12 protein-coding genes and 1 pseudogene are annotated in these 11,899 nt (G+C 53.0%); 7 read left to right on the top strand and 6 right to left on the bottom strand.

The features are described from left to right. Positions 1 to 92: 92 nt before the first annotated feature. Positions 93 to 359: a hypothetical protein gene (locus AB7F49_RS34025; RefSeq protein WP_428530566.1), complete on the top strand. Its 267-nt coding sequence runs from the start codon at positions 93 to 95 to the stop codon at positions 357 to 359. Positions 360 to 537: 178 nt separating this feature from the next. On the opposite strand, the gene AB7F49_RS34020 is transcribed toward AB7F49_RS34025, so the two are convergent. The 4 genes and pseudogenes from AB7F49_RS34020 to AB7F49_RS34005 form a co-directional block, all read right to left on the bottom strand. Further along, complete coding sequence (locus AB7F49_RS34020; protein ID WP_428530563.1) at positions 538 to 1,074, bottom strand: hypothetical protein; 537 nt, start codon at positions 1,072 to 1,074, stop codon at positions 538 to 540. Positions 1,075 to 1,227: 153 nt separating this feature from the next. Beyond that, positions 1,228 to 1,884, bottom strand: coding sequence for a hypothetical protein (locus AB7F49_RS34015; protein ID WP_428530560.1), 657 nt, complete (start codon positions 1,882 to 1,884; stop codon positions 1,228 to 1,230). Between the two features lie 303 nt (positions 1,885 to 2,187). Continuing rightward, a pseudogene (locus AB7F49_RS34010) lies at positions 2,188 to 2,507 on the bottom strand (transposase); the annotation flags it as partial. Between the two features lie 244 nt (positions 2,508 to 2,751). Continuing rightward, the gene (locus AB7F49_RS34005) at positions 2,752 to 3,501 is read right to left on the bottom strand and encodes a hypothetical protein (protein WP_428530557.1); all 750 of its coding nucleotides are present in this window, start codon (positions 3,499 to 3,501) and stop codon (positions 2,752 to 2,754) included. A 603-nt stretch (positions 3,502 to 4,104) separates the two neighbouring features. Between AB7F49_RS34005 and AB7F49_RS34000 the strand changes: the two genes are divergently transcribed. The 5 genes from AB7F49_RS34000 (at position 4,105) to AB7F49_RS33980 (ending at position 10,235) form a co-directional block, all read left to right on the top strand. Further along, complete coding sequence (locus AB7F49_RS34000) at positions 4,105 to 4,371, top strand: hypothetical protein (RefSeq protein WP_428530554.1); 267 nt, start codon at positions 4,105 to 4,107, stop codon at positions 4,369 to 4,371. Positions 4,372 to 4,765: 394 nt separating this feature from the next. Continuing rightward, positions 4,766 to 6,037 carry a DUF4238 domain-containing protein gene (locus AB7F49_RS33995; protein ID WP_428530551.1) on the top strand — a complete coding sequence of 424 codons (1,272 nt, stop codon included), beginning with the start codon at positions 4,766 to 4,768 and terminating at the stop codon, positions 6,035 to 6,037. A gap of 192 nt (positions 6,038 to 6,229) precedes the next feature. Beyond that, positions 6,230 to 8,521 carry a hypothetical protein gene (locus AB7F49_RS33990; protein ID WP_428530548.1) on the top strand — a complete coding sequence of 764 codons (2,292 nt, stop codon included), beginning with the start codon at positions 6,230 to 6,232 and terminating at the stop codon, positions 8,519 to 8,521. Between the two features lies 1 nt (position 8,522). After that, positions 8,523 to 8,915, top strand: a complete 393-nt coding sequence (locus AB7F49_RS33985) for a hypothetical protein (RefSeq protein ID WP_428530545.1) — start codon at positions 8,523 to 8,525, stop codon at positions 8,913 to 8,915. Positions 8,916 to 9,986: 1,071 nt separating this feature from the next. Next, complete coding sequence (locus AB7F49_RS33980; RefSeq protein WP_428530542.1) at positions 9,987 to 10,235, top strand: KGG domain-containing protein; 249 nt, start codon at positions 9,987 to 9,989, stop codon at positions 10,233 to 10,235. A 391-nt stretch (positions 10,236 to 10,626) separates the two neighbouring features. Here AB7F49_RS33980 and AB7F49_RS33975 read toward each other — a convergent pair whose 3' ends face one another. Then, on the bottom strand, positions 10,627 to 11,118 hold the full coding sequence (locus AB7F49_RS33975) for a hypothetical protein (RefSeq protein ID WP_428530539.1): 492 nt from the start codon (positions 11,116 to 11,118) through the stop codon (positions 10,627 to 10,629). A 128-nt stretch (positions 11,119 to 11,246) separates the two neighbouring features. On the opposite strand from AB7F49_RS33975, the gene AB7F49_RS33970 reads away from it, so the two are divergent. Then, positions 11,247 to 11,432, top strand: coding sequence for a hypothetical protein (locus tag AB7F49_RS33970; RefSeq protein ID WP_428530536.1), 186 nt, complete (start codon positions 11,247 to 11,249; stop codon positions 11,430 to 11,432). Positions 11,433 to 11,464: 32 nt separating this feature from the next. Here AB7F49_RS33970 and AB7F49_RS33965 read toward each other — a convergent pair. Beyond that, on the bottom strand, positions 11,465 to 11,899 hold a 435-nt coding region (locus AB7F49_RS33965), incomplete at its 5' end, for a hypothetical protein (protein ID WP_428530533.1).

The following is an 11,899-nucleotide window of genomic DNA, read 5'->3' as shown; positions in this document are numbered from 1 at the left end:
ATTTGCCGGTCCACCCAGGGTAACCTAGCTAACGATCAGGTTTCGATTATCTGGTATGAGGGAACAAGCGTCTAAAGTAGCAAATAGTAGAGATGCAAAAGCCCCCTGGCAGTGGCCGCAAGGCAGGGACGCCTAACAAACGCACCAAGTCGATCGAGGAGAAGCTCGAGGCGATGGGCTGTGATCCAATCGAGGCGATGGCGCGGCTGGCGATGGACGAAAACGAATCCAGCACGCTTCGCTTTGCGGCTCTAAAGGAGCTCGCCCAATATGTCGCGCCCAAGAGGAAGGCCGTCGAGGTCTCATCGGCCCAGGAACCGTTCGTGATAGTTATCAGTCCCGAAGACGCCACGCTCTAACGCAGAAGTCCTCTATGACCACTTCCGTTTTCCGGCATGTTCGGCATTGGCAAGGGAGCGCACTTCGAGGCAGATCACCTGCGTGGGCCATTCCGACGCTGCACGTCGCAGCGAGCTTGGCAAAGACGTAAAAATCCGCTTCGCTTAAACCCGTTGCGCTTCGCTCCAGAATCCACGATCACCGCCTGCATCCAATCCAATTGGGTTGCCGTTTGCAGCAGCCAAGATAACGCAAGGATGCAGATTGCCAAATCCTCTGAGCGACGTTTTTCAACATTTTGAAATCTCGTGATTTCTTGCTACAAAGAGAGATATGCGCCATAAAGCGAGATACGTCGCTTTGAACGGGTGCGATTACAAAAGCACTACTGCAACCGCCCGATTCATCGCCGCTGCTGTATATCATCTTGTATCCATCAGATTCGCAACTAGAGATTTGTGGACGATCAGTTCCGTCAAACAGTGGATTCTTGTCGAGATCGCATGAGACTGTGGCTAAATAATCCGAACGGCTCAGCTCACCTACTCCATAGTTGGTCGCCTTCGTATTTAGCGTAAGTGTGATTCGCTTGTCGTAGCTCTCCCAGCGTGGGCCGCCACTTGTCGCCGCCATGGAATTTTCAACTGGGACGAGCGAAGCCGGCATATCAAAACGCAAATCGATACATTCATAATTGTAAGAATAATCTGTCCAAGTGATCGATTGTGCGTTCACGCAGGTTATAGCCACCATGCAAAGGCTACTGACAACGAGGAAAATCATACTTAGACGGCATTTATGCCCCATGGCGCACTCCTATACCGAAGTAGCAGGCAGAGAATCTTGGATTACCGGAAGGAGGTCCAAGGTCACGACTTAACAGTGAAACTATAATCTGTTCCTTCGAGCGACAACGACAGCTTGACTCGCAAGGTATGCTGTTTCCAAGGACTTAAAATCAAGATCATCTCCGCCTGCGTCCCGAATAAATTCACCCTCATAATACCCCAATTCCCCTCCATCCTTACCGAAGTTGTATCCAGACGCCATGAAATTTAATCTGTTTCGCGGCGTCCCATGGTGCCCTCGGCTGTTCTTGTAAAAATCGCCACGTTCAAACAAATCCTTGCCAAAACCCTCGAATTCGCCAGTTGTTAAAATGCCTGCTCGGGCCATTGTCCAGCCCGCCATAAAATCAGCCATTAACTCAATACCTATCGTGCTTCCGTTCTCAGGGCGTAAATTTTTAAAGCATGAACCACGATGCAGACCTCCACCATTCCAAGCCAGCTGGCAGTTTCTTTGAATCTGCAAAACATGTGCGGACTCGTGCGCTAACAATCCAACCAAAATTTCGTCCCTGTATCTAGTGTTGTTATATATGCGGTTCAACATACTTTCGCCTATGCCAATTACACCAAAACCTCTTTGAAGGTAGGTCTGCATTACAGGACTAGTTTCGGAGTCATCAACGAAGGTAATTGTAGGCCTCATGCCCAAGGTTTTAGATACTGTTTTTAACGCCCCCAAAAGTGTTGGGTCCATGCCCCGGTCGCTATAGTCAACTTCATTCGAGTCGGAGTCGATGCTCAGCGAACAGACTGGAGACATAGAGTCTGAATCGAATGGTACGACGGAGAAAGGCGACTGTTTTGCGCTAGCGTGGGACCTAAGTAATGTGAAGCCCCCACAGCATATGCATCCGACAATAAAATGCCTCTTAGAAATCTCTTTCATTAACTTTCACCCGCTTCTATTACAGGGTTCGATAAGTCTCTTCGACGCCGAAGTTGACAAAGGTCGATACTAATACCCCACCGTTTGACGTGAATCTAGAGCAGACTCCGATCAAGGTGGATCATATCCACAGGCGGCGAAATAGTATGCACATATTCGAGTGGTTTGAAGATTTCCGCACCGGCTTCGAGTGCGCGCATCAGTCCTGCGACAGTTCGCTCGGCGATTTTGCGCAAGTATGCCTTGAGTTTGGAGAAGGCCTTCTCGATTGGGTTCATATCGGGACTGTAGGGCGGCAGATAGCGCAACTCGGCTCCGGCGGCCCCGATCAACTCTTCGACCCGTGGCCCCCTGTGGGCGGGCAGATTGTCCATGATGACAATGTCGCCTTTCGAGAGCGTGGGAGTGAGACAGCTTTCCACCCATTCTTCGAAGAGGATGGCAGATTCAGATCGTTCGGAGCCCGCTCTAAGTGAAGGAAGCGACGAACTGAAATGACCCTGGTGTGTGAAAACGCGATGGCCAAATTAAATTCAACCGAAAATGGCGGCTCTCGGCCTCATCTTTTGCGATTTTCCTCCTTACGATCGGCGTGAGGCCTCGAAAATTCATTGACCTTTTTTCGCCGCGCCATCTCTGCTGAGTTTTTACTCAGCCAAGACCCAAGGGTGTCGTCTACTTCACCCCTGTTCCTGTTGATGGTGGTTTCACAGAAGGCGCAACCGTCGCCGGCGACAGGAGTCCCGATTTGACGTCGGGAAGAGTCACAACACGGGGATGAGTGTCCGTATAGCTTCCTGCGTCATCAAGCCGGTAGACGTAGGCAACAAAAACGAGAAAAAACGCAAATGATATCAGCAATATAAACAATCCGGTGACAGAGGATTTCAGGATCACTCGATCTCGTTGAAAAACAAGCTCGTCCGACTTACTGTTGTAATCTTGTGACGTGGACGCGAAGTGATAAGTCGTGATCAATTGTATTGCCGCCAATGCAACGCCGGAAAACGTTATGAGCACAACCATCCAAAGGATAACGCGGTTTGCATACCCTTGCTGAAAGTAAGCGACATTCCTCGCTGCGAAATCGTCCAAGAGGCCTTGCTCCCTAATGAATGCGTAGCATTGGCCAGAGATTTCTTTGATGATAGCTACGGAAGGCGGTTCCTTTGGCTGAACTAGATTGATCCAGTCATTGGTACACTGAAGCATTCTCGGAAGTTCCCGAGGCTCGCTAATAGGCGCTTTTTCTGATCCGATGCCGATTATAAATCCCAATCCGAAGACGCAAGCAGATAACACTAAAGTGTAATACCACGCCCGCCCTGCTGCTAAACGGGGTGGTCGGGTTGTTGGTTTTTCACCTGTCGCAACGTCTTCAACGCCTTGGACAGAGGTTGACTCACCCAGGTCAGTGCGTGTCATGGTGCATGAATCTCAATCAGTCGTGCCTGAAAATGACCCGCAATAGCAGGGCGCATTCGGTGGTATTGGTGTGCTATTCCTTACGATGCAAGACCCTTCGTCTGTGAAACACAAAACTTCGAATCGCCCCGGCGGGAGTTTAGGAAGCTGAGCCCCATGGGAAGGTGGCCCTCCAATAAGCTGCTCCTTAGCAGCGAGGAGAAAACTTCCGCCGAAGCGTGGGGTTAACGAAATTGCCAATATAATGGATGCCAAGAGCTTTGCGCTGATTCTCATATTCTAGCTCACCGGGTCAATTCGATCCCTCTCATATTACTTAAGCGAGAACCATTGAACAAGGAGGCCGATTTGACCCGCTCGCCAGTTGTACTGCGTCACGGTTTTGAGGCGATCGGCTGCGCTTATTCAGGCAGCCAAGTGTAGCTCTGCGATATTCGGGTCCGAGGAAAGACCTGGATCGCCGGTGTCGGGCTTCACGATCATCCCGAGTAACGCTGTCGTTTTGGTCTCATATAAAATGAGGTGATTTATATTCCGTTCTCTCGTCCAGCCGCGATACCAAATGTTGAGATCATGTAGATACGAGTCATTGCGATAGTAGAGATGCAAAAACCGCTTGGAAGCGGCCGCAAGGCAGGAACGCCTAACAAACGCACGAAGACCATCGAGGAGAAGCTCGAGGCGATGGGCTGTGATCCAATCGAGGCGATGGCGCGGCTGGCGATGGACGAAAACGAATCCAGCACGCTTCGCTTTGCGGCTCTAAAGGAGCTCGCCCAATATGTCGCGCCCAAGAGAAAGGCCGTCGAGGTCTCATCGGCCCAGGAACCGTTCGTGATAGTTATCAGTCCCGAAGACGCTATGCTCTAACGCCGAGTATGGTCGTTCTATAGCCCCAGATAGCCGCGAACCTCCCGTCGCAGCCGATACCTCTCGCTCTAAGCTGCATGTCGTCTGCGACGAGGGCTGCGAGACCAGCGGCCGGGCATGTGCGCCAATCAACAAAATCCAAACCTCGACCGTCTTTTGAATAGAGGCCGGCACCGGGGCATGAGCGACTTGCTCACGAATCCACGGCGGGGGAATTTTGGCGCAACGCCAAGCTGCTTTACGTTCCTAGATTTGGTGGGGTCAAGGGACGGAGCACCTGACGTTGCAGAATCATGGTGACGCTCAGTCGCTTAACAAAACGCTACGCCGTTAAAAAAAACAGCCCCGATCAGTTCCCCGAGCCTGCACCCCGCTCGCATCGCCTTGGCGCACTATGAATTATAAGGAAAACCACTACGTCCCGGTCTGGTATCAGGAGCGCTTCTCGCCGACGGAGGGCGAGCGCAAATTTCGCTATCTCGATTTAGCGCCCGAGCAGTTTCGTGATCCGAATGGAATTTTGCGGACAAAGACCGCGCTGCGCCGCTGGGGCGCGGTCTCGTGCTTTAAAGAGACCGACCTGTATACCGTGAAATATGGCCGTTATGAATCCACTGAGATTGAGCAGTTTTTTTTTGGGAAGGTGGACGCAGAAGGCCGGGAAGCTGTAGAGTTTTTCTCTCGCTATCGATCGTTCAACGATTTTTGTGGCGACGTAAGGCCGGAGAAAATATTCAACGGTCTCTTGAATTACATGAGCATTCAAAAGTTCCGAACACCAAAAGGGCTACGCTACCTTTCCAGCTTGCTGCATGCGACCGACAAAAACCATCTCCTAATAGAAATGCAGCGGCTTCAAAATCTCCACTGTGCGATATGGACCGAGTGTGTTTGGGCCTTAGTCAGCGCCGACGAGACGGAAACGAAATTCATTATCTCTGACCATCCCGTGACAGTCTATAATCGAGACGTTTTTCCAGACAGCACTTACGCTCGCCAGCACACCGATCCTGATTTTCGCATGAACGGGACGCACACCTGCTTCCCCTTGAGTCCGACGCGAATGCTGATTTTGACTAATCTATCATGGGTACGGAATCCTTACGGCAACGCTCAGAAACTCCGCCCGAATCCCCGACTTTTTCGCACGGCAATGTTCAACTTCACCGACATCCAGACGGGGCGGCAGCTTGAAGAAATTGAGGTGAAACAGATCAATTACATCACCAAACGGCGTGCGCTTCGTTATGTCGCCGCAGCGCAAGAAGATTGGCTTTACCCGGAGCGCGATCTACCGACGACGCATTGGCGGAAATTGGATGATCGCTATTTGCTCATGCCCGATCCTCGCGACATTCATCTGGGCGGTGAGGTCCTGATCGGCTACGGAGACGGCCGCTCGGTGGCTTTTGACGAATACGGCCGCCGCCCTTGGCATTCGGATTACAAAGAGAGTGACCAAGGCGGCGAGGAGGGGCGCACACTGTACGGCTTTCAAGGTGAATTCGCGCGCCTTTTTGGCCCGAAACGGCGCGGGCAAAGTGAGACCTTTGGCGGACGAAGAAGAGAAGTCGATAGCGACGACTTTCACCAATACCATCTCGACCTAGAGAAAAAATACCGTCCGGCGGGGCTGCGTCCACGCCGTGATGCGCGCGCACATTAGAGAACCGTTTCGAGCGTTTCAGGCCTGACGATACCTTGCAAAAGGTAGACGGAAACCGAGAGCTTTGCCTCCGATTTTAAATTTCGCTCCCGGCTGTAAGCTTGCTTACCGGCCGCTTCAAATTTTCAAAATCCCTAAAACTTGAAAGCCGCAAAAAATGGACCATGTCGAGGCTCAAAGGAGTCGTCGAACGTGGGCGCGGAATATCTAATCGAACGCGAAGACTGGACGCTGTTTTGCCACCTGGAAACGCTCAGCCAAAAGGCGGGCGTCCCGGTTGAAAAGCTGCGTCGTCTGGCCTTGAAGGAATTGACCGACAACGCGCTCGACGCTGGCGGCCATGTAAAGGTCAATGAGACTGATGACGGGTATGTGATCGAAGACGATGGTCCCGGCATTGATGGCGCGCCAGAAACCATCGCTCGCTTGTTTAGCGTCAATCGCCCGATGGTCTCTTCCAAGCTCTGGCGGCGTCCGCAACGCGGAGCATTGGGCAATGGTTTGCGAGTCGTAGCGGGCGCGCTGATCGCCTCCGGTGGCGGCGTTCTCAACATTCACACCCGCAACCGACGTTTGAGCATTCTACCAAACAGGGATGGCGACGCGTCTTTGGTTGAGGTGGAATCCGTCTACCATCCTATCGGCACGCGGATCGAAATTTCCTTTGGCCCTCATCTCCCGCCCGACAAATTTGCGCTTTATTGGGCGCGTTGGGCGATCATGCTCGCCTCCGGCGAAGGAGCCAGATTCTATAAGGGCCAGCCATCGGTTCATTGGCACGACCCGGATAGCTTTTACACGCTGATCAAAGGCGGCGGCCCTCGTCCCGTGCGTGAGTTCATTTCCACGTTCGACAAATGCTCTGGCGCGAAAGCCGGTGAAATCGCTGCAAGCTTCCTCAATCGGACTTGCGAGAGTCTTTCGTTTACCGAAGCAACCGAATTATTGCAAACGGCTCGCGCTGCAACTTCGAACGTCAGCCATAAGCGCCTTGGCGCAATCGGCAAAATCCACGAATTACCGCCGCATTACGCTTATAAGGACGGTCACATCAAACTTGGCGTGCATGAGCCGAAAGCAAATCTTCCGTTTGCAGTCGAAGCATGGGCTAAAAAAATTGAAGGCAGCAGCGACATCTATGTCAACGTCAATGGCACGCCGATCACAGGCGAAGCGCAGGTTTATCACAACAGCGCCAAGAATTTCGTGATCCACGGTTGTAATCTCGGCTTCGCTCTCACTAACGTGCCGAAAAAAGGAAATTGGCGCATCCATCTCAATGTGGTCACGCCGCATATGCCGATCATGTCCGACGGCAAGACGCCGGACCTCAAGCCATTCTACTTGCAGATTTGCGAAGCCATCGCGCTAGCGATTCGCAAAACGAAAAGTGGTCAAAGTGAAGACAAGAAGACGTTGAAGAGCGTCTATCTCGACCATCTCGACGAAGGCGTTGCAAAGGCCAGCGGCGATGGAAAATATCGTTTCAGCTTGCGGCAGTTGTTTTATGCGCTGCGTCCTTTCATCATTGAGGAATTGGAAGGCGAACCGACCTACGAATATTTCGCGTCGGTCATCACCGATTACGAAGCGGACAATGGCGAAATCAAAGGAATGTTCCGCGATGACCGTGGTGCGATCTATCATCCGCATACAGGTTATGGCGATGTCCCGCTCGGCACCTTGATGGTCGAAAACTATGAGCGCCCGTCATGGACCTTCAACAAGCTAATCGCCATTGAAAAGCAGGGGTTCTTTCAAGTCCTGAAAGACGAACGCTTTCCCGAGCGGCACGACTGTATGTTAGCCACGAGCAAAGGTTTTAGCAGCCGCGCCATTCGCGATCTGATCGACAGGCTTGCGGAGCACGATGAGCCTATCACCGTCTTCTGCATTCATGACGCGGATGCGGCCGGAACGATGATCTATCAGACCTTGCAGGAAGAGACGCGGGCGCGTGGCGCACGCAAAGTCACCATCGTGAATCTCGGCCTTGAACCTTGGGAAGCCGAGGAAATGGGGCTTGATTTCGAAAAGGTCGAAAAGGGCAAGAAGACGCGTGCCGTAGCCGACTACGTGAAGGAATATGATTCCGACAATGAGACGGATTGGGCCGAATGGCTGCAAGAGAGCCGTTATGAAGTTAATGCGATGACGACGCCGCAATTCTTAGATTGGATCGAGCGGAAGATGGAAGAGCATCGCGAGGAGAATGGCGTCGATAAGAAAGTGATCCCGCCCGCCGCCGTGATTGACATGGAATTGAAGGCAAGGATGGAAGCGAACTTGCGCGACCAACTCACTAGGAAGATTCTGCGCGAGGCAAAAATTGATGAGCAGGTGCAAAAGGCCATGGACGCCATCGAAGCGCCGGAGGCGACTACGGACAAGATCAACGAATGGTTTGAGGATCACGAGATCAAAAGCTGGCGCGATTATCTTGACGAAGTTGTGGGCGATCTGACCGACACGGGTGAGGGATAAGATGGCCGACGATGACGATAGTGATACGGGCGACTTGATCATAGGGCTCAATCGCATCGCCGCCTACGTGAACCTTTCGCACGAAGGCGTCCGCCATCTATGGGCGCAGGGGCGCGTGCCGGTGACTAAGTTTGGCCAGTTCTGGATCGCCAATAGGTCAGCGCTGATGAAGGCCATGGAGAATGAAACCATCCGCACTCGGCGAGGGCGCAAGACCGATGCGGAGAGGATAGAGATTCAAGCTGTCAGAGCTGAAGTGCAGCCGCAGATTTTAAATTCTGAGATTGGCGGTAAGCTTGCTGACAATCGGGCGCGAGATTTAAAACCCAAGGCGAAGTCAAAGCTGCCATCTAAGCCGCCGACAAAGGCAAAAGCGAAGCCAAAGAAGGTATGACGCCGATTCCGCTAGCCCTCGCCCTGCGTCTCGGGGCCATCGTCTATTGACGAATCCCGCCCGCCCACAGCCTCGCCAATCGGCCGGCTAACCCCCCCTACCGGCGACGATAGTTTCGCGCATGTAGCACGCCTTGGTATTGCAGCGCTCCAGCGATATGCCTTTAGCTACGCCGCCTTTGCCATAAGCTGAGCCAATACCCGCTTCGCAGTCGGTCGCCAATGGGATGGCCGTGCATCGCCGGCACTGGCGTAGCCGGGACGAATCGCGGGCGCGAGGTGATCCGATGGAAATTCAGGCTAGCTGCAGCATAATGCCATAGTCAGATGGGTCTGCAACCTCATTGGGACTTCCAACTTCCGTTCGGGTGAAACAACGTGGAGGGAAGATCATGCGATGGTCAACGGCGCGGATTGCTGCACTCCTCATACCCGTAAGCGTCTTTCTTCTTGCAGCTGTGTCGGTTGCACATTCCCAACGGAGTCGCCCTCCCGGAGGGAGCGATGCCGCACAGTGTCAGGGGGTATGTACAGATGCGACGGGGAGGATCAATTGGGAGTGTCGCAGGAGATGCTTGGTAACAAGATGTGGGGCGAAATGTAAAGGTGCCGAGGGGAGGGTCTTTGCGATTTGTCGCCAAAGATGTATGGGCCTACCAGTTGCATCACCACCTCGTAGTTCAAAACCATGCGTCCCGGGCCAATATGCGTACCGGCCGCCAGAATGCGTGGATTGCTCTTACCGAGCTAATCGGTTTAACCCTAGGGGCGGGTGGTATTGTCGTTCGTAGATAACAGGTCAATGTCAGCTTGCGATTGCAGTTAGGGCGGGGCTCGCCCTTTATTTGCGCGCCTATGCTCTTTGCAGCGCTCAAGCGATCTAAGCGAAATCTGACCAGCGTCACACGCCAGTTCGGGAAGATCGCGCTTCTAGTGGCTGATGAGGCTGTAGTAGCGGGATCAGCGCCGCCTCGCTCTATTTTGGCGGCGATGGAAGACGCGGAGTCGTCTATCGAAGCGCTTGCCGATAATGTCGCGACGTTAGCGGCACACTGATCGAGGACCGCAAACAATGGAGTCAAAACCAAAATCGAAACGCGGCTTCGCCGCCATGGACCCGGAAAAACAACGCGCCATTGCCTCCAAGGGCGGTCACAGCGTTCCCAAAGAAAAGCGCTCATTTTCACAGGACAAAACCCTCGCAATGCGCGCCGGCAAAAAAGGCGGAAAGGCGGTTCCGAAAGCTTTACGGGCTTTCTCAACTAATCCAGAACTGGCGTTCATCGCCGGACGCAAAGGGCAAGCGGCGCGAGGACGATAAACATGACGACGGTTTCAATCATCGCCACGACATTGATGGGGCTCGCCCTTGTTTAGCTGGCTTTTTGGTTGTGGCGCGCTTTGAACCTGCGTTTCTCCGCGCGACTTCCTAAGGTCAGAGTATGGATATCCCGTTGGCGACTCTTGTCAACGCGATGCCGTACAGGGACTGGTGAAGCGCCCAAGCCGCAACATCCAGCCATCTGCCGAAGTGCCTCACTCGGCGCTCGATCGTTCGCATCCGCCACTGTCGAAATCGACAATCGCGCGGCCAGTGAATTCATCTTCGGCCTCAAGACACGAGCATGCGATAGGTGACGCGCCCCAGCGATGCGAACGGTCGCCGTAATGCCAAGTGCGCAAGCAATTGCGATTAGCGCATGCGCGTTCTCCTAATGCGGCGCGTCTGAATCGTCCAAATCAAGGGTATGGATGTTTGTGGTCAAAGGTGTGTGCAGCGTCACATTATATCCTATTTTGTGGAGAGTGCCGTTCAAAAGTCCCACTCGGAATTCAAGAATTAGACAGAACAAATTTCCGCCGACTCCTGTAAATTGTTGAGTTTCAAAATATAATTTGAAACTGTCTACAGAACATATAAATTCCTCATCTTCATGTGCTTGAAAGCCAATCGGTGTCACGATCAGTGCGGCCTCGAGAGCGGGCGGCTCGTCGCTCTGCGACGTATCCCCGTAGGTTCTAATTGTGTTACCGGATAAGGGCAAATATGTCTTGAAGTTTATGTGCGTCGTCGGGGTTCCTGCGTTTGTCCCGAGGGCAATACTTCCCGCGTAGACCTCGAACAACAACTGTGTTTCGTTGTCGCGTATCGGCCACTCCACGTGGGTCGGAATATCGACCTGTCCAATCTTGATGTCAGTCATAGTCGCCTCCCAGACTGGGAGTACCGGGGTACCCCCGACAAAACTTGAGCTAGCGCGGGTCATCCACTAGACAAGCCGGGATTGGTCAGACAACCCCCCGTTCGGACGCAACTTTCCCCGAATTTGCCGTGTTCGACAAGACCCGCAGCGTCCTCAAAATTATGCCTGAAACCTTGGATTCTTACAGAAAAATCATGCATCGTGCGGCGAATGTGGGTTTACACAACCAAGACCCATCAGAGACGATCAGCGGGCACGTTGAGGTCCATCCGTACCAAGAGACTCTGCCGCCTTCAGTTGAAGCCAAGTCTTAGGCGGCTGGGCCGCGCGCTAATGCTCGGCCTGCTTACTCGCCGGACTCCGACCCATGCGTTAACGTCTGCCTCACCTTTTGCCGTATAGGAGAGTGTGCCTTCTTCATCTCCAGAGTACGCATCAACGAGCGCTCGAGCATCCTGGGGAACTCCATCGCGAACATTTGGACCTCTTTATTGCTGAAGCCCAATTCTTCAAAGAACGGACCACGAATCAGCACTTCGGAATATCTATGGAGCCTATTCAACTCGCGCTCAATCGTCTCGATATTTCCTTCCTTCACCGCTCTATAAACTTCCATGGCCAGTTCGTAGAGCCAAGGCATGTCATCTCGGACCAAACTAGCCCGTCTTATTCGTGACGGCGCGACTTTCGGCGTCGTCGTGATGTCGGGCGGCATGGCCGCGCGGCGGCGTTCGGGTTTTTCACCCCTTCTAGGACCGCACTTTATGGAACGCGTTGGAGG

The organism is Pseudorhodoplanes sp., assembly GCF_050250235.1.
Taxonomy (GTDB): domain Bacteria; phylum Pseudomonadota; class Alphaproteobacteria; order Rhizobiales; family Xanthobacteraceae; genus Pseudorhodoplanes.
This window is presented reverse-complemented; position numbering and strand designations above follow the sequence as displayed.